General features: G+C 62.9%; 23 protein-coding genes and 1 riboswitch. Of the genes, 16 read left to right on the top strand and 7 right to left on the bottom strand.

The features are described 5' to 3' along the window. The first annotated feature begins 69 nt into the window (after nucleotides 1–69). Nucleotides 70–1,551 carry an amino acid permease gene (locus AB4Y87_RS00835; RefSeq protein WP_442002706.1) on the top strand — a complete coding sequence of 494 codons (1,482 nt, stop codon included), beginning with the start codon at nucleotides 70–72 and terminating at the stop codon, nucleotides 1,549–1,551. Continuing rightward, a complete protein-coding gene (locus tag AB4Y87_RS00840; protein WP_442002602.1) occupies nucleotides 1,551–3,257 on the top strand; it encodes a flavin monoamine oxidase family protein in 1,707 nt (568 codons plus the stop codon). The genes AB4Y87_RS00835 and AB4Y87_RS00840 overlap by 1 nt, the downstream gene beginning before the upstream one ends. 136 nt (nucleotides 3,258–3,393) lie before the next feature. On the opposite strand, the gene AB4Y87_RS00845 is transcribed toward AB4Y87_RS00840, so the two are convergent. From AB4Y87_RS00845 to purU, 3 genes are read right to left on the bottom strand one after another with little or no spacing between them, the layout of a single operon-like run. Further along, on the bottom strand, nucleotides 3,394–3,915 hold the full coding sequence (locus AB4Y87_RS00845) for a gamma carbonic anhydrase family protein (RefSeq protein ID WP_442002603.1): 522 nt from the start codon (nucleotides 3,913–3,915) through the stop codon (nucleotides 3,394–3,396). Nucleotides 3,916–3,924: 9 nt separating this feature from the next. Next, nucleotides 3,925–4,590: a class I SAM-dependent methyltransferase gene (locus AB4Y87_RS00850; RefSeq protein WP_442002604.1), complete on the bottom strand. Its 666-nt coding sequence runs from the start codon at nucleotides 4,588–4,590 to the stop codon at nucleotides 3,925–3,927. Between the two features lie 21 nt (nucleotides 4,591–4,611). Further along, complete coding sequence (gene purU / locus AB4Y87_RS00855; protein ID WP_442002605.1) at nucleotides 4,612–5,463, bottom strand: formyltetrahydrofolate deformylase; 852 nt, start codon at nucleotides 5,461–5,463, stop codon at nucleotides 4,612–4,614. Nucleotides 5,464–5,498: 35 nt separating this feature from the next. Then, a riboswitch (ZMP/ZTP riboswitch) is annotated at nucleotides 5,499–5,584 on the top strand. A gap of 115 nt (nucleotides 5,585–5,699) precedes the next feature. Between purU and glyA the strand changes: the two genes are divergently transcribed. The 13 genes from glyA to AB4Y87_RS00920 all read left to right on the top strand — a co-directional run bounded on the left by glyA (nucleotide 5,700) and on the right by AB4Y87_RS00920 (nucleotide 17,646). Beyond that, nucleotides 5,700–6,995: a serine hydroxymethyltransferase gene (glyA, locus tag AB4Y87_RS00860; protein WP_442002606.1), complete on the top strand. Its 1,296-nt coding sequence runs from the start codon at nucleotides 5,700–5,702 to the stop codon at nucleotides 6,993–6,995. 122 nt (nucleotides 6,996–7,117) lie between these two features. Continuing rightward, on the top strand, nucleotides 7,118–8,011 hold the full coding sequence (locus tag AB4Y87_RS00865) for a bifunctional methylenetetrahydrofolate dehydrogenase/methenyltetrahydrofolate cyclohydrolase (RefSeq protein WP_442002607.1): 894 nt from the start codon (nucleotides 7,118–7,120) through the stop codon (nucleotides 8,009–8,011). 170 nt (nucleotides 8,012–8,181) lie between these two features. After that, nucleotides 8,182–9,435, top strand: a complete 1,254-nt coding sequence (locus AB4Y87_RS00870) for a sensor histidine kinase (RefSeq protein WP_442002608.1) — start codon at nucleotides 8,182–8,184, stop codon at nucleotides 9,433–9,435. Then, entirely contained in the window at nucleotides 9,432–10,097 is a 666-nt protein-coding gene (locus AB4Y87_RS00875) for a response regulator (protein ID WP_442002609.1), read from the top strand. The genes AB4Y87_RS00870 and AB4Y87_RS00875 overlap by 4 nt, the downstream gene beginning before the upstream one ends. Nucleotides 10,098–10,247: 150 nt before the next feature. Beyond that, complete coding sequence (locus AB4Y87_RS00880) at nucleotides 10,248–10,568, top strand: SHOCT domain-containing protein (protein WP_223948337.1); 321 nt, start codon at nucleotides 10,248–10,250, stop codon at nucleotides 10,566–10,568. Between the two features lie 149 nt (nucleotides 10,569–10,717). After that, nucleotides 10,718–11,647, top strand: coding sequence for an ABC transporter ATP-binding protein (locus AB4Y87_RS00885; RefSeq protein ID WP_224093888.1), 930 nt, complete (start codon nucleotides 10,718–10,720; stop codon nucleotides 11,645–11,647). After that, the gene (locus AB4Y87_RS00890) at nucleotides 11,607–12,503 is read left to right on the top strand and encodes an ABC transporter permease (RefSeq protein WP_442002610.1); all 897 of its coding nucleotides are present in this window, start codon (nucleotides 11,607–11,609) and stop codon (nucleotides 12,501–12,503) included. The genes AB4Y87_RS00885 and AB4Y87_RS00890 overlap by 41 nt, the downstream gene beginning before the upstream one ends. Then, the gene (locus tag AB4Y87_RS00895; protein ID WP_442002611.1) at nucleotides 12,500–13,333 is read left to right on the top strand and encodes an ABC transporter permease; all 834 of its coding nucleotides are present in this window, start codon (nucleotides 12,500–12,502) and stop codon (nucleotides 13,331–13,333) included. The genes AB4Y87_RS00890 and AB4Y87_RS00895 overlap by 4 nt, the downstream gene beginning before the upstream one ends. Nucleotides 13,334–13,395: 62 nt before the next feature. Continuing rightward, nucleotides 13,396–13,962 carry a hypothetical protein gene (locus tag AB4Y87_RS00900; RefSeq protein WP_442002612.1) on the top strand — a complete coding sequence of 189 codons (567 nt, stop codon included), beginning with the start codon at nucleotides 13,396–13,398 and terminating at the stop codon, nucleotides 13,960–13,962. A 10-nt stretch (nucleotides 13,963–13,972) separates the two neighbouring features. After that, nucleotides 13,973–14,806, top strand: a complete 834-nt coding sequence (locus tag AB4Y87_RS00905) for an exodeoxyribonuclease III (protein ID WP_442002613.1) — start codon at nucleotides 13,973–13,975, stop codon at nucleotides 14,804–14,806. A gap of 21 nt (nucleotides 14,807–14,827) precedes the next feature. After that, nucleotides 14,828–15,952, top strand: coding sequence for a tryptophan--tRNA ligase (gene trpS / locus AB4Y87_RS00910; RefSeq protein WP_442002614.1), 1,125 nt, complete (start codon nucleotides 14,828–14,830; stop codon nucleotides 15,950–15,952). 4 nt (nucleotides 15,953–15,956) lie between these two features. Next, nucleotides 15,957–16,634 (top strand): 2'-5' RNA ligase family protein, encoded by a 678-nt coding sequence (locus AB4Y87_RS00915; RefSeq protein WP_442002615.1) that lies wholly within the window; start codon nucleotides 15,957–15,959, stop codon nucleotides 16,632–16,634. Continuing rightward, a complete protein-coding gene (locus AB4Y87_RS00920) occupies nucleotides 16,561–17,646 on the top strand; it encodes a YihY/virulence factor BrkB family protein (RefSeq protein ID WP_442002616.1) in 1,086 nt (361 codons plus the stop codon). Before AB4Y87_RS00915 ends, AB4Y87_RS00920 begins: the two co-directional genes overlap by 74 nt. 94 nt (nucleotides 17,647–17,740) lie before the next feature. On the opposite strand, the gene AB4Y87_RS00925 is transcribed toward AB4Y87_RS00920, so the two are convergent. Then, nucleotides 17,741–19,963 carry a hypothetical protein gene (locus AB4Y87_RS00925; RefSeq protein ID WP_442002617.1) on the bottom strand — a complete coding sequence of 741 codons (2,223 nt, stop codon included), beginning with the start codon at nucleotides 19,961–19,963 and terminating at the stop codon, nucleotides 17,741–17,743. A gap of 110 nt (nucleotides 19,964–20,073) precedes the next feature. Between AB4Y87_RS00925 and AB4Y87_RS00930 the strand changes: the two genes are divergently transcribed. Further along, a complete protein-coding gene (locus tag AB4Y87_RS00930) occupies nucleotides 20,074–21,375 on the top strand; it encodes an ABC transporter substrate-binding protein (RefSeq protein ID WP_442002618.1) in 1,302 nt (433 codons plus the stop codon). Between the two features lie 68 nt (nucleotides 21,376–21,443). Here the strand turns inward: AB4Y87_RS00930 and AB4Y87_RS00935 are convergent, their stop codons facing one another. The 3 genes from AB4Y87_RS00935 to sdhA form a co-directional block, all read right to left on the bottom strand. Then, on the bottom strand, nucleotides 21,444–22,217 hold the full coding sequence (locus AB4Y87_RS00935) for an alpha/beta hydrolase (RefSeq protein WP_442002619.1): 774 nt from the start codon (nucleotides 22,215–22,217) through the stop codon (nucleotides 21,444–21,446). 128 nt (nucleotides 22,218–22,345) lie between these two features. Continuing rightward, nucleotides 22,346–23,128 carry a succinate dehydrogenase iron-sulfur subunit gene (locus AB4Y87_RS00940; RefSeq protein WP_011773975.1) on the bottom strand — a complete coding sequence of 261 codons (783 nt, stop codon included), beginning with the start codon at nucleotides 23,126–23,128 and terminating at the stop codon, nucleotides 22,346–22,348. Beyond that, a complete protein-coding gene (sdhA, locus tag AB4Y87_RS00945) occupies nucleotides 23,128–24,927 on the bottom strand; it encodes a succinate dehydrogenase flavoprotein subunit (protein ID WP_442002620.1) in 1,800 nt (599 codons plus the stop codon). The genes AB4Y87_RS00940 and sdhA overlap by 1 nt, the downstream gene beginning before the upstream one ends. Between the last annotated feature and the right edge of the window lie 17 nt (nucleotides 24,928–24,944).

Consider the following 24,944-nt stretch of genomic DNA (forward strand, 5'->3'; position numbering starts at 1 on the left):
CGAAACTACTTTGAAGGGACGTCAAGGGTGACTGTGCCTGTGAACACTCAAACATCAACGGCAGCGAGCATGGCCAGGCCAAGCCTCGGTGCCCAACTCCTGCGCCGCAAGCCGATCGGGCAGATGGCTGACGAGGCCGGAACCGGCGAAGGCGGCACGCCGCTGGTACGCAGCTTCGGGGTACTCCAGCTGACCATGATCAGCGTCGGTGCAACGCTGGGTACCGGGATCCTGGTGATCCTTGGCGAGTCTGTGCCGCTGGCCGGCCCGGCCATCTGGATCTCCTTCGTGATCGCTGGTTTGGCTGCTCTCTTCTCGGCAGTGTCCTACGCGGAAATGGCCGGGCTCGTCCCGGTGGCAGGTTCCAGCTACTCCTACTCCTACGCCACTATGGGCGAGGGCATGGCCTGGATCTGCGGTTGGTGCCTGGTGCTGGAGTATGCGGTCTCCGTGGCAGCTGTTGCAGTGGGCGCGGGCCAGTACGTGAACGAGACCCTGGCTGCGTTTGGACAGGTCCTGCCCGACGCCATGAGCCAGCCGCCGGGCGACGGTGGGGTAGTAAATGTTCCCGCCGTGATGATCGTGGTCCTTGCCATGGCCCTCCTGGTTCGGGGCGCCCGTGAAAGCGCATGGATCAACACCGCGATCGTCATCATCAAAGTAGCCATCCTGATCTTCTTTTGCGCGGTAGCTTTCACCGCTTTCAACGCCGGCAACTTCGAGCCCCTCATGCCGATGGGCGCAGCCGGTGTCTCAGCGGCAGCGTCAAGCGTGTTCTTCTCCTACATTGGATTCGATGCCGCCTCCACCGCCGGCGAAGAAGCCAGGAACCCCAAGCGGGACCTGCCACGCGCCATCTTGCTATCCATGGTGATTGTCACCAGCATCTACGTCCTGGTGTCCGTTGCCGCAATCGGTGCCCGTCCGTGGGGCTGGTTCGATGGCACGGAAGCTGCCCTGGTCCAGATCCTGCATGAGATCACCGGACAGCCGTGGATCGCCCTGGTCTTCTCGGCCGGTGCAGTGCTTGCCATCGCCAGCATCGTGCTGACCGTCCTTTACGGCCAGACCCGCATTCTGCTCTCGATGTCCCGCGATGGCATGGTGCCCAAAGTTTTCGGCCGCGTTTCGCCCCGCACCGGAACGCCAGTCGCCGGGACCCTGATAGTCGGAACCGCCGTCGCCCTCACCGCAGGCTTGGTCCCGTTGGGAGCCCTGGCCGACGCAACCAGCATCGGTACGCTCTTTGCCTTCGCATTGGTCAACGTCGCCGTGATCTATCTCCGGCGCAACCGCCCCGACCTTGACCGCAGTTTCCGGGTTCCGCTGTACCCGATCACCCCGATCCTGGGCACGCTGATGTGTGCCTTCCTGATGCTCAACCTCGGCGCTGACACCTGGATCACCTTCGGGGTTTGGATGCTGGTGGGCATCGCCATCTACTTCGGCTATGGACGCCGGAATTCCAAGGTAGCCGCGCTTAGCGATGAGGACTACCGTGAACTGACAACCAGGGCCGTGAGCCCGGAAACTGTGAAAGCCGCACACTGATGACAATCGCTACCGAACTTCCCACAGCCGACGTCGCCGCTTCCCCTGCGGAGGCAGGCGAAGCCCCCATCACTATGCTGAACCCTGACTTTCCCTTCAGCTATGACCATTACCTCGCCCACCCGGACGGACTCGGAAGCATTCCGGAAGAGCTGTACGGCACGGAAGTAGCCGTCATCGGCGCTGGCCTGTCAGGGCTGGTCACCGCCTATGAGCTCATGAAGCTCGGCCTCAAGCCCGTGATGCACGAGGCCGACCAGATCGGCGGCCGTCTTCGCACGGCGAGCTTCCCCTCGGCGCCCGGCGTCGTAGCCGATCTTGGCGGCATGCGTTTCCCGGTCTCCGGCAAAGCCTTCTACCACTACGTGGACCTTCTTGGCTTGGAAACGCAGGCCTTCCCCAACCCGATGGCCCCGGCGACGTCCAGCACTGTGATCGAACTTGCGGGCAAGAAGCACTACGCCACCACAGCAGATGAGCTACCGGAGTTCTTCCGTGAAGTGGCCGATGCCTGGAAGGCTGCCGTCAACGATGGTGCTGCGTTCGCCGAAATGCAGGAAGCGATCAAGTCCCGCGATACCAAGCGGATCAAGGAACTCTGGAACGCGCTCCTGCCCGAAATGGACGAGCAGACGTTCTACGGATTCATCGCAGCCAGCAAGTCCTTCAAAGAAGCCGGCTTCGCCCACCGAGAAGCATTCGGCCAAGTGGGCTTCGGCACCGGCGGTTGGGACACCGATTTCCCCAACTCCATCCTGGAGATCCTCCGGGTTGTCTACACGGACGCGGACGATCAGCACCGGCTCATTTCGGGAGGAGCGCAAAGGCTCCCCGAGGCACTGTGGAACCACGCGCCGTCGGACCTTAAATACTGGCCGCAAGGCACGTCACTGTCGTCGCTGCACTCCGGCTCGCCGCGCGGAGCCGTGGACAACATCCGCCGGGCGGACAACGGGGACCTGGTAGTCCGCGAAAACTGGGGACGCGAAGCCACGTACCAAGCGGTGGTGACCACCTGCCAGTCGTGGCTGCTGTCCACGCGCATACACACCGAGGAGGCGCTGTTCCCGGCCGAGTTGTGGACGGCGATCGAGCGCTCGCACTACATGCAGTCGTCCAAGACGTTCGTGATGGTGGACAGGCCCTTCTGGAAGGACATCGATCCGGAAACCGGACGCGAAGTCTTGTCCATGACACTCACCGACCGCCTCAACCGGGCCACATACTTGCTCGACGACGGCCCTGACAAGCCCGCTGTCATCCTCTTGTCCTACACATGGAACGATGACGCCCTTAAGTGGCTTGCCCTCACTGCCGAAGAACGTGTCAAGCTGATGTTGCACTCGTTGGAGCAGATCTACCCGGGCGTGGACATCGCCAGCCACATCGTCGGGCAGCCGATCACCGTGTCCTGGGAAGCGGACCCCAACTTCATGGGTGCCTTCAAAGCCAACCTGCCGGGCCATTACAGGTACCAGCAACGGCTCTTCACCCACTTCAAGCAGGATCAACTGCCAGAAAGCCAGCGCGGCATCTTCCTCGCCGGTGACGACGTGTCCTTCACCGCAGGCTGGGCCGAGGGCGCCGTGACCACAGGCCTGAACGCAGTGTGGGGCGTCGTGAACCACTTGGGCGGATCCTCCGTTGCCGGCAACCCCGGTCCGGGCGATCTGCTGGACGAGTTCGGGCCAATTTCCCTGGACTAAATTTCCTTGGACTAACTGCTGTTGCGGGGCCTGCTCTGCGTCCTAAACCAATCGCAGGGCCCACACCGCCCGGGTTCTCTGGCTGAGCTTGCGAAGTCAGGGAGGCGGTGGGGATGCAGAGCGGGCCCCACATTGCTTAAGACGCGTGCATTTCCCGGTGCGCCGCGGCGAGGTCCTTGTAGTGGGCGGCGTTGTGCTTGACGCCCTCGAACTCCTCGTCGGTTAGTTCGCGGCGCACCTTAGCAGGCACGCCCGCTACGAGCGAGCGGGGCGGAATGACCGTGCCTTCAAGGACCACGGCGCCGGCTGCAATGAGCGAGCCCGTCCCAATGACTGCACCATTGAGGATGGTGGCGCYCATACCGATGAGGCAGTCGTCCTCCACAGTGCAGCCGTGGACCACTGCGCTGTGCCCAATGGAGACGCGCTCGCCAACGGTGCAGGGGAATCCGGGGTCGGCGTGCAGGACCACGTTGTCCTGCAGGTTGGAGCCGGCGCCGACGCTGATGGCAGCCGTATCGGCACGGACCGAAACCCCGTAAAAGGCGCTGGAGTCCTCGGACAAGGTCGCCTTGCCGATGATGGACGCGGTGGGCGCGACGAACGCAGATTCATGGATGGCCGGGGTGTCCCCGGCGAAAGTGTAAGAGGGAGCCATGAGCCCAGCCTAGTTGGGTGCAGGGGTGCGCAGGACCAGGAACTGGTAGTGCTGCGTCCAGTTGCCCGCTCCCGGCCCGGACTCCACGCCGATACCCTCCGGCCAGGTCCGGAAATGCTCAATCGAGCCATGCTCTCCGAAGATCCGCCGCACTGTGTCGTCGCTGCGGCGGCTGAAGAAACGTTGCGGTTCCTCGAGGTCCTCCGGGTTGAGGACCTCTTCATCCTCACCTGACCAAAGCCCGACGGCGATTGGCGCACCAGCCGCGCTGACCCGCACAAGTTCGCTGACGACGTCGTGAATCCTGTTGTTGGGGACGTGTAGAAGGGTGCTCATGGTCCACACGGCGGAGAAGACTGAATCGGGAAACGGCAGCTCACGACCACTCGCAACCGAGCAGTCCAACCCGGCCGAGCGCGCCACGTGAACGCTCTCCGAGGACAGGTCCACGCCGGTGTAATGCAGCCCTGCACGGACAAACTCCAAGCCTTCCACCCCGGTCCCGCTGCCCAGTTCGAACACGGAGTGCCGGTGTTCATCCTTCAGGAGCCGGATGAACCATTCCCGGCACTCGACCCGGTGCGGGGTGAGGGACCGCGTGTTCCGAACGGGTGCTTGGCGGTCGTAGAAAACTGCGAGGTCAGCTTCATGGTCAGCTTCGGGGATGCCCTGCATACCCCCAGCTTAGGAGTGGCGCTAGTTGAATACCACGGTGCGGGTGCYGTCCAAAAGCACGCGGTGTTCAGCGTGCCACTGGACTGCCTGGGCCAGGGTGCGCCCCTCCACGTCGCGGCCCATCTGGACGAACTGGGCGGCAGTGCGGGCGTGGTCCACGCGGATGACTTCCTGTTCGATGATCGGCCCCTCATCGAGGTCGGCCGTCACATAGTGCGCCGTGGCGCCGATGATCTTCACGCCACGGGCGTGGGCCTGGTGGTACGGCTTGGCGCCCTTGAAAGAGGGGAGGAATGAGTGGTGGATGTTGATGGCCTTGCCGTTCAACTCCGTGCAGAGCTCGTTGGACAGGACTTGCATGTAGCGGGCCAGGACAGTGAGCTCGACGTCGTGCTCGGCAATCAGCTTCAGCAGCTGCGCCTCGGCCTGCGGCTTGGTTTCCGGTGTCACGGGAATGTGGTGGAACGGGATCCCGTAGAAATTGGCCAGTTCTTCAAGGTCGCGGTGGTTCGAAACAATCGCCGGAACCTCGATGGGCAAGGTGCCGGTCCGCTGCTGAAACAGGAGGTCGTTCAGGCAATGCGCATCCTTGGAACACAGGATGATGGTGCGGACTTTCTGGCCCACCGGGTTGATCTGCCAGGTCATGCCAAAGGTCTCTGCAACCGGACGCAGTGCGGCGGTCAACTGGTCCTGCGAGGACGCTGTGGTTGCCTCCACGCGCATGAAAAAGTTGCCGGTGCTGGGGCTTCCGTACTGCTGGGAGTCGGCGATATTGCAGCCGGCCTCAAGGAGGGCGCCGGCTACCGCATGGACGATGCCGGGGCGGTCCGGGCAGGAGAGTGTTACAACGAAAGCGGTGGAGTCAGTCACACGATCAAGCCTACCTGTGCTGCCTTGTTGTACTGTTAACGGGTCGCAACTGGCGTTGGGTGGACTACCACCAGGGAGCGGCAATCACGAAGACCACGGATCGTACGCCTGGGCCGAGGGTCATGTCTTACCGCTGCACGCACGTGACCGATCCCTCCGTAATCAAGGGGACGCGGGAATGCTGCTGCCGGTAGCCTGACCTGTAGCACCACCCGTTGCCTAGCCAGGAGATCTCCGTGCCTACCACCACCACTTCCGCGTCTGTCAGCAACCAGTCGCTCGCTGAGCTCGATCCCGAGATCGCAGCAGTCCTCGACCAGGAACTCGGCCGCCAGCGCGGCACCCTTGAAATGATCGCCTCCGAAAACTTCGCCCCCCGCGCAGTCATGGAAGCACAGGGCTCCGTCCTGACCAACAAGTACGCCGAGGGTTACCCGGGCCGCCGCTACTACGGCGGTTGTGAATACGTCGACGTCGCGGAGCAGCTTGCGATCGACCGCGTCAAGGAACTCTTCGGCGCCGAGTACGCCAACGTCCAGCCGCACTCCGGTGCCCAGGCAAACGCCGCAGCACTGTCTGCCATGATCACCCCGGGCGACAAGATCCTCGGCCTTTCCCTGGCGCACGGTGGCCACCTGACCCACGGCATGAAGCTGAACTTCTCCGGCAAGCTCTACAACGTAGCTGCTTACCAGGTTGAAGAAGACACCTTCCGCGTGGACATGGACAAGCTCCGCGAGCAGGCCATCGCCGAGAAGCCGCAGGTCATCATCGCCGGCTGGTCCGCTTACCCGCGCCACCTCGACTTCGCTGCCTTCCGCTCCATCGCCGACGAGGTCGGGGCACTCCTCTGGACCGACATGGCACACTTCGCCGGACTGGTTGCAGCAGGCCTGCACCCGAGCCCGGTCCCGTACTCCGACGTCGTCACCTCCACCGTGCACAAGACCCTCGCAGGTCCGCGTTCCGGTGTGATCCTGGCGAAGCAGGAGTGGGCCAAGAAGCTGAACTCCAACGTCTTCCCGGGCCAGCAGGGCGGCCCGCTGATGCACGTTATCGCCGCCAAGGCTGTTGCCTTCAAGATCGCCGGCAGCGAAGAATTCAAGGAGCGCCAGGAGCGTGTCCTCGAGGGTGCCAAGATCATCGCTGACCGCCTGAACCAGTCCGACGTCGCCGAAGCCGGCGTCTCGGTCCTCACCGGCGGCACCGACGTCCACCTGGTCCTGGTTGACCTGCGTAACTCGCAGCTGGACGGCCAGCAGGCTGAAGACCTCCTGCACTCGGTGGGCATCACCGTGAACCGCAACGCCGTTCCGTTCGACCCCCGCCCGCCGATGGTCACCTCCGGCCTCCGCATCGGTACGCCTGCACTGGCTACCCGCGGATTCGGTGCCACCGAGTTCACCGAGGTTGCCGAGATCATCGCCACCGCTCTGAAGGCTGGCTCCGCTACAGACGTGGAAGCCCTCCAGGCCCGCGTGGACAAGCTCGCCGCCGACTTCCCGCTGTACCCGCAGCACGAGCAGTGGTAACCCGCCGCAAATAAGCATCACCCGGGCGCTGGCCCGGAGCTAACGGGATCCGCCGCCACACCTTCGGCGGCGGGTCCCGTTGGCATGAGCCAACAGGTCACCCTCCAGAAAGAGCAGATGGAATGACACAGTCCACCGCACAGATCCTTGACGGCAAGGCCACCGCCGCAGCCATCAAGGCAGAACTGACCGAACGCGTTTCCGTCCTCGCAGCAAAGGGCATCGTCCCCGGCCTGGGCACCATCCTGGTGGGTTCGGACCCCGGCAGCACCTGGTACGTCGGCGGCAAGCACAAGGACTGCGCCGAGGTGGGCATCCAGTCCATCCGCCGGGACCTGCCCGAGGACATCACCCAGGAAGACCTCCTGAAGGTTGTCCGCGAGCTCAACGAGAACCCGGAATGCACGGGTTACATCGTTCAGTTGCCGCTGCCCAAGCACATTGACCAGGACGTCATCCTCGAAGCCATGGATCCGAACAAGGACGCCGATGGCCTGCACCCCATGAACCTCGGCCGCCTGGTGGCCAACGTCAGTGGCGAAATGAAGTCCCCGCTTCCCTGCACGCCCAAGGGCTGTGTGGAATTGATGCGCCGCCACGGCATCCAGCTCAACGGCAAGCGCGTCCTCGTAGTAGGCCGCGGCGTCACCATCGGCCGCCCCATCGGCCTCCTTCTCACCCGCAGGGAAGTCAACGCCACGGTCATCCTGGCCCACACGGGAACCGTTGACCTGCCCGCGGAACTCAAGCAGGCCGACGTCGTGATTGCCGCTGCAGGCGTGCCGCACATGATCAAGGCTGAAGACCTCAAGCCGGGCGCAATAGTGCTCGACGTCGGTGTCAGCCGCGTGGAGGACGCTAACGGCAAGGCTGTGGTCACCGGAGACGTGGACCCGGCAGCTGCCGACGTCGCCGCCTGGCTGTCCCCGAACCCGGGCGGCGTGGGTCCGATGACCCGCGCCATGCTGCTCGCCAACGTCGTGGAGAGTGCTGAGCGCGCAGCTGGCATCGCCTAGGTTCCTGCGACCACAGCAAGGCCCATTACGGGGCTAAGCTGCCGAAGATGCCGTGCGCACGGCATCTTCGGCAGGGAACCCTCGAAATGGCCTCGCGTACTCCTCCCGGAGTAGGCGCCCTGCTCCGTTAACCCGACGACGAACGCCCGGAGCAAAGCTAGGCTCGGAGTATGCAGCCCCGATTCCCTGGACCCGAGAGCTCTCCTGGACCCCGGGGACTTCCAGATCCAGGCCGTTTCGCTGGTCCAGGCCGTTTCGCAGGCCAAGGCCATTTCGCTGGACCTCAGAGATACGCAGGTCCGCGCCGTTTCGCGGGCCCACCCACGAGTTTCATCGTCATCACGGTGGCCCTCATCCAGGTGGCGGGGACGCTTTTTTCTGCGGGCCATCAGGACGCTTCAYGGCCCTTGGACGGGCTTGCGATCCTGTTGCTGTTGGCCGGACCTGCAGGACTGGCGTTCCGCAGGCGGGCACCTGCAGGCATGCTTCCCGTCGCCCTCGTGGCCACGGGCGCCTACCTTGGCCTTGGCTACGCTTGGGGTCCCATTGCACTCTCACTGGCGTTGGCAATCGTGTTGACGTCGTCTGCGGGTTTGCGGTGGCAGGCGTGGCTGGGGGCAGGCATCGCCGCTGCCGCAGTGGTGTTCGCGGCCGCATTCAGCGGCGATTCCAACTGGCCGCTTCGCGCCTCCGCGGGGGTGGGGTGGGCCGCCATTTTGGTGCTGATAGGACAGGGGTTTCGACGCCGGAGCGAGCGCTTCGCGGAATACCGGCGTCGCCGTGAGGCCGCCCAGAAGGCCGAGCGCGATGAGTACCGGCTCACGCTGGCCCGCGACATCCACGATGTCGTGGCTCACTCCTTGTCCATGATCAATGTTCAGGCATCCGTGGCGTTACACGTGGGCTCGGATGATCCCCAGAAGCTCAGGCCCGCACTGGAGGCTATCAAGGCGGCCAGCAAGGAATCCCTCACGGAAGTCCGGCAACTCCTGGGCGTGTTGCGGGAGGACGTCCCGCTCGCCCCGGCCGCCCGGCCTACGCTGGCCAGGATTCCCGAACTCGTGAAGAACGCAGAGCTGGGCGGCTTGCAGGTGCGCTTCGAGGACCACTCGAACCATGAGCTCGTTGGCCCGGCCCAGCAGGAGGCGGCGTACCGGATCATCCAGGAAGCGTTGACCAACGTCGGCAGGCACTCAGGTGCCCAATCCGCCGTCATGCATCTTGCCCAGACCGAGGACGCGCTTACTGTACGGATAGACGACGACGGCGCGGGCATGGGCGGGGCGCTCCCGGGCAACGGCCTCACGGGGATGCGCGAGAGGGCGGTCGCCTTGGGCGGGACGCTCACGCTGCATGAACTCCAGCCAGGGCTCCGGGTCGAAGCGGTCCTGCCCAGCCAACCATCAGAAGGAGCCCTTCAGTGATCCGCATCCTCCTCGCCGATGACCAGACCCTCATCCGGGCAGGGTTCCGCGCGCTCCTGGATGCTGAACCGGACATGGAAGTGGTGGCCGAGGCCGGCACTGGCAGGGACGCCGTGAGGCTGGCGGCGCGCGACAAACCGGACGTCATCCTCATGGACATCCGGATGCCGGACGACGACGGCCTCACCGCCACCCGCAGGATTCTTGCGGACCCGGCCCTCGCCGGCACGCGCATCATCATCCTGACTACCTTCGAGCTCGACGAGTACATTGCCGAGGCCGTCCGTGCGGGGGCAGCTGGTTTCCTGGTCAAGGACACTGAACCTGCAGAGCTCATCCGCGCCGTCCGGGTAGTCCACGACGGCGACGCCTTGCTCTCGCCCTCAGTCACTCGGCGCATCATGGCACAGCTGGCGTCCCAGAGCCGGGCGGCAGGAAAGGCAATTCCCCTGGAGCAGGTGACGGAACGCGAACGCGAGGTCCTGGCCTTGGTGGGGGAGGGCCTGAACAATGCCGAGATCGCCGAACGCCTGTTCATCACGCCGCTGACCGCGAAGACCCATGTGTCGCGCATCATGACCAAACTGATGGTCCGCGACCGCTCCCAACTGGTGGTCCTTGCGTACGAATCAGGGCTCGTAAGGCCAGGCTGGAGCAGCTGACAGGCTGCCGCCGACTCCCAAGGGAGTATGGCGGTACCTGCAGGTGACTCCCGACGGCGGACGCCCAGGCTGCCGTCCGCGGGCAGACTCGAACCAGAGCCGAAAGACGGTTCGCGCCGGGAATCGGCGGAGAGAGTTTGGATCACTGACATGTTCACCGCATTGACTTCAATCGTCGGGGAGACCACCACGCTCGGGGGAGCGCTGGCACAGCTGCCGGCCACCGTCGTCGCGCACGGTCCCTGGGGTGACGGCACGTTCTGGCCGTTCTTCCTCCTGTTCCCGCTGTTCTGGATCCTCGTGATCTTCCTGTTCATTTTCGTGGGCCGGCGGGCGTGGCGCCGCAACCATCACTGGGCGGCAACCCAAGGTGCTGAGGGCGTGCTGCGCGAGCGCTATGCCCGGGGCGAGATTGATGAGACCGAGTTCCGGCAGCGGCTGGAGGTACTGCGCTCGCAGCCGCCGTCCTGACCGGGACGAGGGAAAAACCGAGAGGGCTCTTGCAAAAATATCTGCAAGAGCCCTTTCACATATTCGTTGGCGCTACTAGTCTGCTGAGGGTGCACAATGAAGCAACCGGCTCTGCAACACACTCCGAATCGTGGCAAACCAGCTTCGACATGAACCCACCCACCGTCATCAGCGCGCGGAATCTCACCAAAACCTATGGCGAGCTCACAGCCGTGGACAACATCTCCTTCGATGTTCCGGCGGGGGAGTCCTTCGGGCTGCTCGGCCCCAACGGCGCGGGCAAATCCACCACCATGAAAATGATCGGCGGGGTCTCGCAGCGCACTTCAGGAACGCTGAACATCATGGGCCTGGATCCAGAATCCCATGGTCCCGAAGTCCGGGCACATCTGGGAGTCGTTCCGCAGCAGGACAACCTTGACGAAGAACTGAAGGTCCGCGAGAACCTGATCGTTTACGGCCGCTACTTCGGCCTGCCGCTGAGCTACCTGCGGCCCAAAGCGGACGAGCTTCTGGAATTCGCTCAACTCACGGACAAGGCCAACTCCAAAGTGGATGCGCTGTCCGGTGGCATGAAGCGGCGGCTCACCATTGCGCGCTCGCTCATCAACGAACCCCGGATCCTCCTGCTCGATGAGCCCACCACGGGCCTTGACCCACAAGCCCGGCACATCCTCTGGGACCGCCTGTTCAGGCTCAAGGAGAATGGCGTCACACTGATCCTGACTACCCACTACATGGACGAGGCAGAGCAGCTCTGCGACCGCCTGATCGTGGTGGACAAGGGCAAGATCATGGCCGAGGGGTCGCCGGCCAGCTTGATCCGCGAGCACTCGTCCCGCGAAGTACTTGAACTCAGGTTCGGGTCCGAGCGGAACTCGCGTATCGGCGTCGAACTTCAGGGCATCGGCGAGCGGCTTGAGACACTTCCTGACCGGGTGCTCATCTACGCGCACGACGGCGAGGCCGCGCTGGAGCAGGTTTCGGCGCGCGGGCTGCGCCCTATGACGTCACTGGTGCGCCGTTCCTCGCTGGAGGATGTCTTCTTGCGGCTCACCGGTAGGAGCCTCGTTGACTAGAGGAGCTGAGAAGCCAACCACGACGGCGGAGCAGCCGTTGCGGGCACACCCGCCTGCCGTCTCGGCGGCCAGGGCGCGGCGTTGGGGTTCCTTTTTCTATGCGGAACAAGTGCTACGCGTCATGCGAAATTACGGCTGGTCCGTGGTTCTCTACAGCGTGGGGCAACCCGTGGCCTACTTGTTCGCCATGGGAGTTGGGCTGGCAAGCCTTGTTGATGCGAATAGCGAATCCATATTCGGCGGCGTCAGCTACTTGGAGTTTGTTGCACCTGCGCTGCTGGTGTCGGCGGCGGTCATGACTGCTTCCGGAGAATTTTCCTACCCCATCATGGATGGCTTCAAATGGCGGCGGGTGTTCTACGGGCCGCACGCTTCGCCTTTGGTACCGCAACAAATAGCGAGCGGCCACATCATGGCAAGCACGCTCAGGTTCCTGCTGCAGTCGGTGGTCTACTTTGCGGTGGTGGCCATGTTTGGGGCTTCGCCAAGTCCGTGGGGATGGGTGTCCGCATTGGTTGCTACGGTCGCGGCCCTGTCCTTCGGCCTGCCACTCATGGCCTATGCCGCCAGCATTAGCCAGGACAAGGGACAGTTCGCTTTGGTGCAGCGGTTCATTGTCATGCCACTGTTTCTGTTCTCCGGGACGTTCTTTCCCCTGGACACGCTGCCGTGGGCTGTCCGTTGGATCGGCTGGATATCGCCTGTGTGGCACGGAACGGAGCTGGGGCGGGTCTTCACTTATGGCATGGACGAGAACCCTGTCTTGACCCTTACGCATGTGGTGTTCCTCCTGGGAACGGCCACGGCCGGCTGGCTGTTGGTCCGGCGCCAGTTCGTGAAGAGGATGGGCTCATGAGCATCCTGACCGGAGGCCACAGTGCCACGGATATCGCCCGGGAACGGAAGTTCGGCCCCCTCTACTCACGAAATGCCAAGGCCGTGGTTGCCCGTGGCCTCATGGCGGCCAAGTCCAGTACCTGGCTGGTGTTGTTGTCCGGGTTCTTCGAGCCGGTTCTCTTCCTGTTGGCCATGGGCGTAGGGATGGGCTCGATCGTGGGGACAGTCCAGGGGCCTGGCGGCGAGGACATCAGCTACGCGGCCTATATAGCGCCCGCACTCCTGGCAGTCTCGGCCATGAACGGCGCCATCTACGATTCCACCTGGAACGTCTTCTTCAAGATGAACTTCGCCAAGCTGTACCAGGGGATGCTCTACACATCCCTCGGGCCGCTGGACGTTGCCATGGGTGAGATCTTCCTGGCACTCCTGAGGGGCCTTCTCTATGCCACCGGGTTCACCGCGGTGATGGGGGTCATGGGCTTGCTGACGACATGGTGGGCCATCCTGGTCATCCCTGCGTCGGTGCTGATTGCCTTTGGCTTCGCGAGCTTCGGCATGGGCATCACCAGCTTCATGAAGACGTTCCAGCAGATGGACTGGATTAACTTCTTCCTGTTGCCGATGTTCCTGTTCAGCGCCACGTTCTATCCGCTCAGCGTCTACCCGCAGGTCATCCAGTGGTTCATCCAAGCCATGCCCCTTTGGCACGGGGTTGAACTGCTGCGGCAGATCAGCGTGGGCTCGTTCAGTCCTGCGACAGCCATCCACGTTGCTTACTACCTGGTGATGATCGCGCTCGGGATCATGCTCACCACCGGACGGCTGCGCCAGTTGTTCCTGAAGTGACTCCATGTTCGCCGTCCGTGGAAGCGGCGCAGGCACCTTCGGGGGTTTGCGACAATTGACTCATGCAATCTCTCGGCGACCCGCACCCGTCCACGTCCTCGTCCGGTAGAGGCCTTTTCAAGGGCTTCCGCATCGGCGGCCTGGGGATAACCGTAGTCATCATCGCTTTCGTGGTGGCCGTCATTTTCGCGGCCAACCAGAACGATTTTGTGGGTTGGGTAGTTGCGGTGGTCGCCTTCGGCTGGCTCGCGCTCGCCACCTTCGTGGTATTCAGCATTCGAAGGGCCGCGCGGCGCGCCGGAGCAAAGTTCAGCGAAGCGCAGGCCGCTTTCAACTCGGCAACCGGCCGCGCGCCGTCGTCGTCCTCGGCTGACAGCGGCGGCACCCGCGTGGTCGCCGAACGCAGCCAGGCCGATGAGGTCCGAGACCTCAAGCTGGACCATTCCTTCAAGATTGTCCAGGTGCAGGTCCGCGTCGTGGACGAAGAACGTGCCAAAGGCGCAGCAGCAAACCAGGACACCATCAACCGCGCGTTGGAAACCATCGCGATCACGGCTACCAATGCCCGGGACATGATCAAGTCCTCAGGTGGCTCGGACGAGCCCGTGGCCGGCACCATCATCGACTAGAGTAGACCGGGTGAGTACGGCATTGAAGAAGGACTTCCTTCGCATCGCATCGGTCAACGTCAATGGCCTTCGGGCTGCCTACAAGAACGGCATGGCGGAATGGCTGGAGCCACGCGAGGTAGACATCCTCTGCCTGCAGGAAGTCCGCGCTCCTGATGCCATCGTCAACACACTGATCGGCGAAGGCTGGTACATCCTCCACGCTGAGGCTGAGGCAAAGGGCCGCGCAGGAGTTGCCATTGCATCACGCGAGGAACCCACCGGAACCAGGATCGGGATCGGCGATGACTACTTCGCCACCGCGGGCCGCTGGGTTGAAGCGGATTTCACCGTCAGGAACACAGCCGGTGAATCCTCCACGTTGTCCGTGGTCAGCGCCTACGTTCACTCCGGTGAGGCAGGCACGCCCAAGCAGGATGACAAGTACCGCTTCCTGGACGCCATGACCACGCGCCTCCCCGAGCTCGCCAAGCACAGCGATCACGCGCTGGTAGTTGGCGACCTCAATGTCGGACACACCGAACTGGACATCAAGAACTGGAAGGGCAACGTTAAGCGTGCCGGTTTCCTGCCAGAGGAGCGCGCGTATTTTGACCGCTTCCTGGGTGAAGAAATCGGATGGAGGGATGTCCACAGGGGCCTGGCAGGAAATGTCGCCGGCCCCTACACCTGGTGGTCCCAGCGCGGAAAGGCCTTTGACACTGACACAGGCTGGCGCATCGACTACCACCTGGCGACTCCCGGACTTGCAGCGACCGCGTTCTCGGCTGTCGTGGATCGGGCGCCTTCGTGGGACACCCGCTTCTCTGACCACGCACCGCTGGTAGTGGACTACCAGCTCTAAGCTTCACGAAAGTATTGCTCAATGACTAGCTCCATCACGACTGAAACCGGCACCCCAGCCGCCACACTGCCCAGCGGGAGTACCGTGACCTCCACCAAGCTTGCCGTTGGCGCCAAGCAGCGCGTCCTTTCAGGCATGCAGCCCTCCGCCGACTCCCTGCATCTTGGCAACTACCTTGGCGCTTTGGTCAACTGGGTTCGCATGCAGGACGAGTACGACGCCGTCTTCTTCATTCCGGATCTGCACGCCATCACCGTTCCGCAGGATCCCGCCGAGCTCGCCCGCCGCACCAGGGTCACGGCGGCCCAGTACATCGCTGGCGGAGTAGACGTGGAGAAGTGCACACTGTTCGTGCAATCGCAGGTCCCCGAGCACGCCCAGCTTGCGTGGGTACTGAACTGCATCACGGGCATGGGTGAAGCCGGCCGCATGACCCAGTTCAAGGACAAGGCACAGAAGCAGGGCTCGGACCACGCCAGCGTCGGCCTGTTCACTTATCCCATCCTGCAGGCTGCAGACATCCTGCTTTATCAGCCGCACGGCGTACCCGTCGGCGAAGACCAGCGCCAGCACGTTGAGCTCAGCCGCGACCTCGCCAACCGCTTCAACAGCCGTTTCGGCGAGACGTTCCAAGTGCCCGAGCCCTTCATTCAGAAGGAATCGGCAAAGATTTACGATCTCCAGAACCCCACGGCCAAGATGTCCAAGTCTGCCGAATCACCCGCGGGCCTTATCAACCTGTTGGATGACCCCAAGACCGTGGCCAAGCGCATCAAATCCGCCGTCACTGACACTGAGACTGAGATCCGCTACGACCGCGAAAACAAGCCGGGAGTCTCTAACTTGCTCACCATCTACTCGGCTATCAGTGGTACCCCAGTTGAGAAGATCGTGGCTGATTACCAGGGCAAGATGTACGGCCACCTCAAGGTAGATCTCGCCGAACTCGTCTCCGGACGTCTTGCTCCCATTCGTGAGCGGGCCAACGAACTTCTGGCGGACCCGGCAGAGCTGGACCGTCTCCTGGCTCACGGTGCAGACAAAGCCCGCGAGATCGCCTCCGCGACGCTCGCCGACGTCTACTCCAAGGTGGGCTTCCTGCCTTACCGCGGGGATGCCTACCGCACCGAGCAAGGAGTCCGCTAAGTTCATGTGCGCAGCTGGCCAGCTCAACGTCAAGACCGATACCCCTCAAGGCGTCGGTCCGGACGAATCGCGCCGGCCTGCTGTCACCGGCACCGATTGCGGTGCCGGTGACACCATGTGCGTTGGCGTGATCCTCGGCTTCCCGCCGGAGATCGCCCAGGAATTGCAGGCTTGGCGCGCATCCTTTGGCGATCCCATGGCCGAAGTCATCCCCGCCCACATCACACTCATCACCACCACGCCCACTCAGGACTGGGCAGCCACCCGGGACCACGTGCGCGAGGTGGCCCGCTCGCAGGAACCGTTCACCATCACCATTTCCGGCACTGGTTCCTTCCGGCCCGTTTCGCCCGTGGTTTTCGTCAACGTCGAAGAGGGCTTCGAAGAGTGCGTGCAGCTGCACGAAAAGCTCCAGACGGGTCCGCTTGAGCGTTTGCTTCCCTTCCCATACCACCCGCATGTCACCGTGGCCCATGATGTCGCCGAGGAAAATCTGGACGAGGCCGAAACGGTTCTGAGAGATTACCGGGCAACCTTCCCAGTGGTTAGCATGGGACTTTACGAGCACGACACCAATGGAATTTGGCAGCTACGGGAAGAGCTCGACTTTGGCGGCGACACTGACGAAACGCAGCAGGCGGAATCAACATCCACCGGCGGGAAGTCCTCCGCTGCCAACTGAGCTGGCAAAGCTAAAACTTCAACTTCTTCACAAGCGGCAGGACTGGGGCCACGCCAAGCGTGCCGGAGAAGGCCTGCCCAAGAGGGCCAGCGCCCTTCTCGCGCTCCTGCTCGCAAGGCTGAACACCAACCGGGCCATGCGGTCCTTCCAGAACTACACCCGGCAGCATGGGCCGCTTCTGAGTGCCGGCATCGGCTTCAACATGTTCTTCTCCGTCACGGGCCTCCTCACTACGGGTTTCGCCATTGCGGGAATCGTCCTGGGCGGCAACCCGGTACTCGAAAACGCCGTGATTCGCAGCGTGGCCTCTGCAGCTCCCGGACTCCTCCAGGTCAATGGCGGTGAGGGACTGGTTGATCCGCAAACGCTGCTCAATCCCTCAGGTCTTGGATGGACCGCCGTCATCGCAGCAGCGGTAACCATCTTCACGTCCCTTGGTTGGATAGCCAGTGTCAGGGAAGGCCTGCGGGGTGTGACGGCTGCTGATCCGCTCCAGCGCAGCCCCATTCTGCAGAAACTGGTGGACGCCGGTACCCTCCTGCTCCTTGGTGTGATCCTCGTGGTCAGTGCCGGTGCATCCCTCATCTTTGGCACGGCTGCCGCCTGGATCTTCGACCTCCTCCGTTTGGACGAAGCAGTCGCGGCGCCCGTGGCCGCCGTCGTCAAGGTCGTCGTCCCCCTCCTGCTGAACTGCGCGACGGCGGCCGTGTTGTTCCGTGTCGCAGGTGGCCTCAAGCTGGGGCGCCGGGCCTTCCTGGAAGGGGTGGCGCTGGCCGGAATCGGCACAACATTGCTTCAGATATTCAGCACCGAACTCCTGGCCCGGGCAGGTCAGAACCCTGTCCTCGCCTCGTTTGCCATCATCATCGGCCTTCTGATCTGGTTCAACCTCGTGAGCCAGGTGTACCTCGTGTCCGCTTCGTGGGCGGCTATCCGCGAGGCTGACCTGCAGGCGGGGGAGACCCCGCGCAAGAAGGTCCTCGGTTCACGTCGCACCACTCCCCAGACGTAACCATTCCCCTCGAATAGTGCAACGCGGGGTCACTTATGGCCCATTCCKAATGGAAACATGGGCCATAAGCGACCCCGGGTTGGTTCCAGCCCGGCTACGGCGACCGGACCAGCCCCTCCCACGTAACGGTCCAGTCAGCCGGGAAACCTGGTGCGTGTCGATCCGGTCCGTTGTCCCAGCCCGCTGCCATGAGCGCGACGGCGGCGAGGAGCCCACCGTTCCCGGGCAAATAGAGCGGCAGGGAATCGGTTTGGCGGTTGTGCCCATTGGGAAGGAACGTGTTTTTGCCCGCACTGAGCAGTAAGGCGTCAACGGCGGCCTCAGGATCCTCGAGCCGGGCAGCCGTCATTGCCATCACGGGGTAGTCCCAACCCCAGGTGCTGCCCCAATCCCAATCCGCGAGGACACTAGACAGGGTGGCGCGCATGATGGTCGAGTCAATCAAATCCGTCTGAGGCAGGACGCCAAGCGCGCACAGCATCGAAGGGTGGTCCGTACGGATGGTGAAGGGCTCCACGTCGATGGCGGCGTAAACGCCATCGATCACGCGTGGCGACACCATGCCATCTGCCACGTCCGCCCATTCCTGCACAGGTTCCAGACCCAGCCGATCGCGCCAGGCAACTGCTGTCCGCAGGCCCCACTGCCAGTAGGCCAACTCAAAGGTGGGATTGGTGACCTTGGCCCGGATCGAGCCGTAGCTTTCCTGTGCCGGAATCAAGGGCGGCCCCAACTCGAACCCACGCGACGTGGGATGTGCAAAGTCGGCCATGAAGGCCGCTGACTCAAACACGATCTCCGAGAATTCTTCCAACACCTCACGCCGGGGATTTGCCCGGTACACAAGCTCGGCCAAGTGAATGGGGTGTGGCTGCTGCCAGATCAGGAATGTCCCGATGGGACTTGGGCTTTCCCTGCCGTCCGGTCCGATCTGCTTGGGCCAGCGGACGCCGTCGAATCCCTGGGCCTTTGCAGTTTGGCGGGATACTTCCAGGACACTTGAGTACCACCGTAGCGATGGCAAGAGCAGCTCCACACGGTTCCAAAGCGCAAAGTGCGCGGCATGCCACCAGTGCATCTCCAAGTGGAAGCGGCCACGCCAAGAGTTGCATACGAGCCCGGTTTCCTGCGGAGGCAGCGAGCCTGAGCAATTGATGGCCGTCAGATACTGGGAAAGGACAATCCTTCGCTCCAGCTCCTTGGCTCTGGGGTCCTCGGTCGCATCAAGCTCGATCGCGCCGCCCGAGTACCAGAAACCAGGCCAATAGGCCTCGGAAGCTGCGATCACGTTACAGGCAGGAGAAAGCTCGACGCCGGTCCGATCAGTGGCGGCATGGCTTACCGCAGGTGTCGTGACTGTTCGCCTGTTGTTGCCTCGAGGGATGCAGTCGCCATCTCCGGCGGAAAGGAAGGCGACGGAGAAGTCCAGCACGTCGTTGGTGTCTGGACTTTCGGACTTAGCAGGAGCTACGTGGAGTTGATGCTGTTCGGGCTGTTCCACTGTAAGGTTTTGGCCGGTGATCACCACCTGATAGCGGGCCTCGTCCAACTCGCGGTGGGCTGTCCATATTGCGCAGCCAGGGTGCTCATCGGACTTGACGGGGCCATCGAGCGAGGTGGTGTGGGCGTTCGGACTGTTCCAGTCAGCCGCGTCGTGCCACGCCTCAGAGCCATAGGGGAACCTGACACCGACGACCAAACCGGCACCAAGCGCCCTCGATTCCACGCTGACGCCGAGCTCATCACGGTCGGGGTGGCACGCCGTCGTGACCTTGACGGGGTGTCCTGCCAACGTGAAGCGGCTCGTCACCACTCCCGACCATAAATCGAGTGTTTGTTCGGCGTCGGTGATCTCCGCTTCAAGGATGGAGCGGACGGTGGCATTCTCAAGCCAGTGGAAGCCGATGCGACCCAGGTCCAGCCGATGCTGGTTCGCCCGGAGCCAGGTCTCAGCTGGGGAGGTGTCAGTCTCGCGATCGTTGACGATGCCACCCACCATGTCCACGTACGGCACTGGGCCGCGGGGGGAATCGTAGAGGACGGTCGAGCCAGCCAGGTCGTAGGGCTGTGCCGCCGGCACGGAGTGCCAACCCCATTGCGACTGGGTTCCCAGAAGCGTGCCCGCAGGGAGGTCATCGCGGGCGCCCACAGGGTAGGCCGCGGGAAAAGTCTGCAAGCCGGTGAGATCCAACGTGAAGGCGAACTCGCCATTGCCGACCGAAACAGGACTCCGTGGGTCAAGGCGTTCCTGGCGGACATTGTGGCGCTGGACGAGTGCCTTGCGGTCGATGGCTGGGGACTCGGACCTCGTGGGCACGGCGGGCTCCTTAGTAGCTCAAATAGTTCATATCCAAAACTATTGACGAATATACACGCCCTTGATACGTTTCAGGAACCGTTTTCTTGAGCCTGAAAGAAGCTTACCCAATGACGCGTAGATCTCTCCGTAGTATCCGGAAGTCAATAGCTTTCGTAGCAGCCGTCGGCATGCTGGGGCTCACCGCAGCCTGCTCCAGCCCCTCATCCAACCAGCCCGAAGACGGCCCCGTGGAAATCCGGTTCTCATGGTGGGGCAACGCCACCCGTGCCGAACTGACCAACAAGGCCATCAAGGAGTTCGAGGCTGCCAACCCCAACATCAAGGTCAAGCCGGAGTATGGCGACATAGGCGGCTACTTCGACAAGCTCGCTACCCAGGTGGCAGCTAACGACGCCCCCGATGTCATCACCATGGGCGGTGCCTACCCGGCCGAGTACGCCAACCGCGGGGCCCTGCTGGATCTGTCCAAGGTGGACGGCTCACTCGACATCTCCAAAATGGATCAGGGAGCCTTGGAAAACGGGCAGGTCCAGGGCAAGCAGTACGGCGTCTCCACTGGTGCCAACGCCTTGGCCATCGTAGTGAACCCCGCTGTTTTCCAGGCTGCAGGCGTTGCTCTGCCGGATGACAGCAAGTGGTCCTGGGATGACTTCGCAAAGACCGCCGAAGACATCACAGCCAAGAGCCCCAAGGGAACATACGGCACAGCCACCGTCCTTACGCATGACTCGCTGGATGCCTTCGCCCGCCAACGTGGCAAGTCCCTCTACACTCAGGACGGCCAGCTGGGACTGGACAAGGAAACCGTGCAGGACTACTTCGATTTCTCCCTCAAGCTCAGCGAGTCAGGCGCTGCCCCCAGCGCTTCGGAAACCGTGGAGAAACTCAACGTCAGCACTGAACAGACACTTATGGGCATGGGGCAGGCCGGCATGATGCTCACTTGGTCCAACTCCCTGACCGCACTCAGCAAAGCCTCCGGCGCTGAGCTGAAGCTGCTGAAGTTGCCTGGGGAGACGCCCACGCCTGGCATCTGGCTGCAGTCATCGCAGTTCTACACCATCTCCGCGCGCAGCAAGCACACGGATGCCGCTGCCAAGCTGGTCAGCTTCCTTGTGAACAATGAGGCCGCAGCAAAGATCATCCAGAGCGACCGTGGCGTGCCCAGCAACTCCGGCATGCGTACGGCCATCCAGGATCTGCTCACGCCGCAGGGCAAGGCGGAGGCCGCCTACATCGACCAGATCGGGAAGATGGACTTTGCCCCGACGTTCATCGGTCCTACAGGTTCAACAGCGGTCTCTGAGATTACGGCCCGCATCAACACCGAAGTCCTGTTCAAGCGGCTGACCCCGGAGAAGGCCGCCGAGCAGTGGCTTAGTGAAAGCAAGGCCGCCATCGGCAAGTAGGACAACGCGGGGTCACTTCTGGCCCCTTCCAGAGGGAAACATGGGCCATAAGTGACCCCGCGTTGGTTTTAGGCGTCGCGGACTTCCAGATAAGGATCGGCCCAAGCGCTGATAATGCGTGCCACCCGGGCGGCCTGTCCCTTGCCCGTCAGAAGGTGCTCACTGCCTTCCAGAGAAATGAAGCTCCGCGGATGCCGCGCCGTACGGAAGATCTCGCTGGCGTTGTCGATGCCCACGGTGTTGTCAGTGGGGGAGTGCATCACCATCAACGGCTTGTGGAGGGTGCGGATGCAATCGCGCAGGTCAGCGCGTTCTACATCCTCCACAAAATGCCTGCGGACCTCCATGGGACGGCCGCCGAGGTCAACCACGGCGCTGCCGTCACGCAGGATCGAGTCAATCTCGGCGTCGAACATGTGCTCAACGTGCTTTGGCTCGTAAGGTGCGCCCACGGTCACCACGGCGTTGAGGTCAGGGATATCGCGCGCAGCGGCCAGCACAGCGGCGCCGCCAAAGGAGTGGCCCACCAGCAAGGAGACCGGCCTGTCCTGCGACCGCATGAAGGCGGCGGCGAGGATGGTGTCGGCCACCTTGACGCTGAACGAGCCCGCGGACCATTCCCCGGCGGAGCCACCCAGGCCAAGGTTGTCGAACCGGAGCATGCCAACACCTTGCTCCGCGAGCCCTTTGCAGATCCGGGAAGCAGCGGGGCTGTCCTTGCCCAGGGTCAGGCCGTGCGAGTACACGCCCCAGCCGCGGACAGGCCCCTCAGGCACGTCCACGATGCCGGCGAGGGCATCACCGGTGCTTCCGGTGAAAGTGATCTTCTCAGAGCGTGGCACGCTGGTCTCCTTGCTTTTGCGGCTACCGGCCGGGGCCAGGTAGGCCAAATGATTAACGACGACGGCGCCACGCACCAAAAGTGGTGGGCGGCGCCGTCGTCGTGTGGTTCCTTAGCGGGACCGGCGAACTAGATCTTGCGGGCCAGGATGGCCTGCTTGACCTCGGCGATTGCCTGGGTCACCTGGATGCCGCGGGGGCATGCTTCCGAGCAGTTGAAGGTGGTGCGGCAACGCCACACGCCTTCTTTGTCGTTCAGGATCTCCAGGCGCATGTCGCCTGCGTCATCGCGGGAATCGAAGATGAAGCGGTGTGCGTTGACGATTGCGGCCGGACCAAAGTACTGGCCATCGGTCCAGAAGACCGGGCAGGACGAGGTGCAGGCAGCACACAGGATGCACTTGGTGGTGTCGTCAAAGCGCTCGCGGTCCTCAACGGACTGCAGTCGCTCCTTGGTGGGCTCGTGGCCCTTGTTGATCAGGAACGGCATGACTTCGCGGAAGGACTGGAAGAAGGGTTCCATGTCCACAATCAGGTCCTTCTCCACAGGGAGGCCCTTGATCGGCTCGACGGTGATGGGCTTCGTGGTGTCCAGGTCCTTCAGCAGCGTCTTGCAGGCGAGGCGGTTGCGACCGTTGATGCGCATGGCATCCGAACCACAGACACCGTGGGCGCAGGAGCGGCGGAAGGAAACGCTGCCGTCGATCTCCCACTTGACCTTGTGCAGGGCATCCAGAACGCGGTCCGTGCCGTACATGGTCAGTTTGTAGTCATCCCAGCGTGCTTCGTCCGAGATCTCCGGATCGTAGCGGCGTACGCGGAGCGTGATGTGGAAGGTGGGAATTTCACCGTCGCCCGCAACGCTTGCCGGGAGCTCGATCTTGGAAGCGGGCTCTGCCATTTCGGTCGTCATTAGTACTTACGCTCCATCGGCTCGTAACGGGTGAAGATGACGGGCTTCGTCTCAAGACGGATGCCCGCAACAGATTCCGCCGAGGAGTCGACGGTGACGGAAGAGTCCAGGTAGGCCATGGAGTGCTTCATGAACTTTTCGTCATTGCGGTCCGGGAAGTCTTCGCGGTAGTGGCCACCGCGGGACTCTTCACGGTGCAGCGCACCGACTGTCATGACCTTGGCCATGTCCAGCAGGAAGCCCAGCTCCACTGCTTCCAGGAGATCCAGGTTGAAGCGCTTGCCCTTGTCCTGGACGGTGACGTTCTTGTACCGCTGTTCGAAGGAAGCGATGTCGCTAAGGACCTGCTCCAGGGATTCCTTGGTGCGGAACACCTGCATGTTCGCATCCATGGTGTCCTGCAGTTCCTTGCGGATCTGGGCAACACGTTCGGTGCCGTTGCCGGTCAGCAGGCCGTTGAGGATGCCACGGGTCATTGCCTCGGGGTCCTCGGGCAGCTCGACGTAGTCGGCTGTCTTGGAGTACTCCGCAGCGGCGATACCGGCGCGCTTGCCGAAGACGTTGATGTCCAGGAGCGAGTTGGTGCCGAGTCGGTTCGAGCCGTGCACGGAAACACAGGCAACTTCACCGGCTGCGTAGAGGCCCGGCACAATCGTGTCGTTGTCCTGGAGCACTTCGGTGGTGATGTTGGTGGGAATGCCGCCCATGGCGTAGTGCGCGGTGGGGAACACGGGGACAGGATCGGTGAACGGCTCCACACCCAGGTAGGTGCGCGCGAACTCCGTGATGTCCGGAAGCTTGGCCTCGATGTGGGCAGGCTCAAGGTGGGTCAGGTCCAGGAGGACGTAATCCTTGTTTGGACCACAACCACGGCCTTCACGCACTTCGTTGGCCATGGCGCGGGCCACGATGTCACGGGGTGCAAGGTCCTTGATGGTGGGGGCGTAACGCTCCATGAAGCGCTCACCCTCGGAGTTACGCAGGATGGCACCTTCACCACGTGCGCCCTCGGTGAGGAGGATGCCCAAGCCAGCGAGGCCGGTCGGGTGGAACTGGAAGAACTCCATGTCTTCCAGGGGGATGCCACGGCGGAAGGCGATGCCCATTCCGTCGCCGGTGAGGGTGTGGGCGTTGGAGGTCGTCTTGAAGACCTTGCCGGCACCACCGGAGGCGAACACTACGGACTTGGCCTGGAAAACGTGCAGTTCACCGGAAGCAAGATCGTAGGAAACTACGCCGGCGACACGCTTCTGCTTGTACGGGGTACCGTCTTCGCGCACTGCGTCTTCTTCGACGATCAGCAGGTCAAGGACGTAGTACTCGTTGTAGAACTCAACGTTGTGCTTGACGCAGTTTTGGTACAACGTCTGCAGGATCATGTGGCCCGTACGGTCGGCTGCATAGCAAGCACGGCGGACGGGAGCCTTGCCGTGGTCACGGGTGTGGCCACCGAAGCGTCGCTGGTCAATCCGGCCCTCGGGCGTGCGGTTGAACGGCAGACCCATCTTTTCCAGGTCCAGCACGGCGTCGATGGCTTCCTTCGCCATGACCTCGGCTGCGTCCTGGTCAACCAGGTAGTCGCCACCCTTGATCGTGTCAAAGGTGTGCCACTCCCAGTTGTCTTCTTCGACGTTGGCCAGTGCTGCACACATGCCGCCCTGTGCTGCACCGGTGTGCGAGCGGGTGGGGTAGAGCTTGGTCAGTACCGCTGTGCGTGCGCGCTGACCGGATTCGATCGCGGCGCGCATGCCGGCGCCACCTGCACCGACAATGACGACGTCGTACTTATGGACCTGCATACCAGATGCTCTCTCTT

Source organism: Paenarthrobacter sp. RAF54_2 (assembly GCF_052113945.1).
Lineage (GTDB): Bacteria > Actinomycetota > Actinomycetes > Actinomycetales > Micrococcaceae > Arthrobacter.